Source organism: Luteitalea sp. (assembly GCF_044337415.1).
Lineage (GTDB): Bacteria > Acidobacteriota > Vicinamibacteria > Vicinamibacterales > Vicinamibacteraceae > Luteitalea.
Window position 1 is genome coordinate 1 of sequence record NZ_JBIINP010000371.1, and the last position, 2,854, is coordinate 2,854.

The window sequence follows — 2,854 nt, forward strand, 5'->3', positions numbered from 1 at the left end:
GAACCCGGCGAGCGCGGCGCCGATCAGCAGCATCGAGGAGGGCTCGGGCACCGGCGGCACCTTGGGCTCCCAACCGCCGGGGGCGTTGCGGACCTCGCCGAACGTGAGGCCGCAAAGAAACCCGAAGCACTCGTTGTCCTCACCCCGATCGAGGACCATCTGCGCGGTGTTCGTGGTCGTGATCACCACAGGGGGGCCACCAACACCGAAGGGGATGGCCAGGCTGATCTCCCACGTGGTGATGTTGCCCAAGCCGTCGGTGGACACGACGAACGACGCTGACGAGGCGTTGGCCTGCGTGATGGTCTTGACGCCATCGGAGAAGCTGAACGTCAGCGGGGTGAGCGATGTCGAGGAAAGGTTGGCTCCCAGCGTTGTGCCGAGTTCCATGACGCCGGCCACGCCATCCTGCGCCGAGTAGCTGTTGCCCTGCAGGACGTTGAACGGGTTCCCGGTGTACGTGTAGATCACCGAGGCGTGGGCCGGGGTCGCACTGGCGACCGTGAACAGCAGGGCGGCGGCCGCGAGCGGCGCGGCGGCGAGGGTGCGGAACAGGGCAGACATCGGACCTCTTCGTGAAGTCGCCGCGACACAGGCGTCGCGGTGCGACGGAGCTGCCCAGCCACAACGTAGGTGAGGGCGCGTCACGCCCGTTTCTGCAAATCGAGCGCCAGCTCGACTATCCGATGACAGTTGTCGCCCCGAGTCGGGAGGTGTTTCCGCGCGCCAGCGGGCCCGTTGCAAGAAAACTAAAGTCGGCACCTCGAGTGACATCAGACCATCGAGCCACGAGGCCTGAGACCTGGCCCCTGGGTGGCGTCGCGGAATCGCGGCATCCCGGCATCGCGGCATTTCTTTGCTACGCTCCCCCGCATGCCCCAGCCGACGACGTGGCGCCTTCCTGCCGCGCTGATCGCCCTCGCCGCCCTGCTGCTGCCCGGATGCAGCCGCGCCGACCGGTTCGACGTCCGCAACGCGCGCAGCCACGTGGAGCGGCTCGCCGGCTCCATCGGCAGCCGCTGGACGGGCACGCCGGCCAACGAGAAGGCCCGCGCCTACGTCATCGAGACGCTGCAACTGCAGGGGTTCGACGTGCGGGTGCAGGAGGCCGACGCCGCCTGGCGCGACGCCGGCGTCACGACGCGGGTGGCCAACATCATCGCCATCAAGCCGGGCAAGCGCCGTGAGGCCATCGGCCTGATCTCGCACTACGACTCCGTGGCCTGGGGCCCGGGCGCCGGCGATGCCGCGCTCGGCACGAGCGTGATCCTCGAGGCCACGCGCTCGCTGGCGGCGCGGCCGACCCCCAACTACACGCTGATGGTGATCATCACCGACGGCGAGGAGCACGGGCTGCAGGGCGCCCGCGCGATCGTCGACGACCCCGAGGTGCGCGCGCGGCTCAAGGTGTTCCTCAACCTCGAGGCGATCGGCTCGGCCAGCCCGTTCCCGCTGTTCGAGACCGGCCCCGGCACCAGCCCGGCGCTGCGCGCGTGGGCGGGCGTGTCTCGGCCGCGCGGCGGCTCGTACATGCAGTCGATCTACGACGCGCTGCCCAACGACACCGACTTCTCGGTGCTCAAGCACCTGCCCGGCGTGACGGGCATCAACTTCGCCGCCGCCGGCGACGGCTACACGTACCACACAGATCGCGACCGCCCGGACCGCGTGCCCAACCGCGTGCTGCAGGACGCCGGCACGATGGTGCTCGAGGTGGTCGACCGGCTCGAGGCGCAGCCCTCGCTCGTCGGCAGCACCGACGCGCCGATGTACTTCTCGCTGCTCGACCGCGTCGCCTTCGTGTGGTCGATGCGCACCGGCGTGCTGGCCGGCTGGCTCACGCTGGTGCTCGGCATCGCCGCCTGGATCGGCATGCTCAGGCAGGTTCAAAGGAATCCGGGTACCGGGTACGGGGTACCGGGTACGGCAGCGCAGGAGCCGGGTACGGGGTACCGGGTGCCGGGTACGCAGGGCGGGACGCTCAACGTGGTGCGCACGGCGTTGTGGGCGATCGTCGCGGCGGGGGCGGTGCTCGGCGCGCTCGTCGGCGCGGTATGGCTCGTTCGGGCGGGCCGCGCGGAACTGCATCCGTGGTTCGCGCATCCGTGGCGGCTGTTCGCGTTCATGACGATGATGGTGGTCACGGTGAGCTGGCTGGTGCGACGGGTGGCGACGATGGTGCCGCCAAAGGTGGCGCCAGACGGCACGCCGTTCGGCGTGTGGTTCGCGGCGCTGCCGGTGTGGATCGCGTTGCTGGGGCTGGCGCTGCGGTTCGCGCCTGCGGCGTCGTACCTGGTGTCGATCCCGCTGCTGGCAGCCGTGGTGCTGGTGGCGCCGACGATCCTGTTTGCACGGACAGCGGCGCGGTCGGAGACCGCGCCCTACCTCGAAGGGGGCGCCGCCAACGGAGCGCAGGCCGCGTCGTCTCCCGGTGTTCGTACGTGGCCGGCGCGTGTCGCGAGCGCGTGCGTCGCGATCCTCACGTGGGTGCTGTGGGGGCCAGACCTGCTGGCGCTGCTGCCGTTCGTGGTGACGCTGCTCGGGCGCATGCCGCTGGTGACGCCGACGTGGGCGTACCCGGCGGTGTTCTTCCTCGCGGGCATCCTGCTGTGGCCGCCCGTCCTCGCGGTGCTGGTGGGACGGCTGCAGTGGCGCGTGCGCCACGGCGTGGCCGGGGCGGTACTGATGACCGGCATGGTGGTCACGGGCCTGCTCACCTGGATGGCGCCGGCCTACACGCCCGAGCGCCCGCTGCAGCGGTCGGCCGTGTTCTTCGAGGATCGCGTGCGCGGCAGCGCGCGCTGGGACCTGTCGAGCAACGAGCCCGGGCTCGACATCGGCGCCGGCGGCCCGA

At 70.9% G+C, this 2,854-nt stretch carries 2 protein-coding genes; one reads left to right on the forward strand and one right to left on the reverse strand.

The features are described from left to right. Positions 1 to 564 (reverse strand): PEP-CTERM sorting domain-containing protein (locus ACIRDX_RS22460; protein ID WP_396627647.1); only part of this gene is annotated, 564 nt, incomplete at its 3' end. 309 nt (positions 565 to 873) lie between these two features. Here ACIRDX_RS22460 and ACIRDX_RS22465 point away from each other — a divergent pair. Continuing rightward, positions 874 to 2,854 (forward strand): M20/M25/M40 family metallo-hydrolase (locus tag ACIRDX_RS22465; protein ID WP_396627648.1); only part of this gene is annotated, 1,981 nt, incomplete at its 3' end.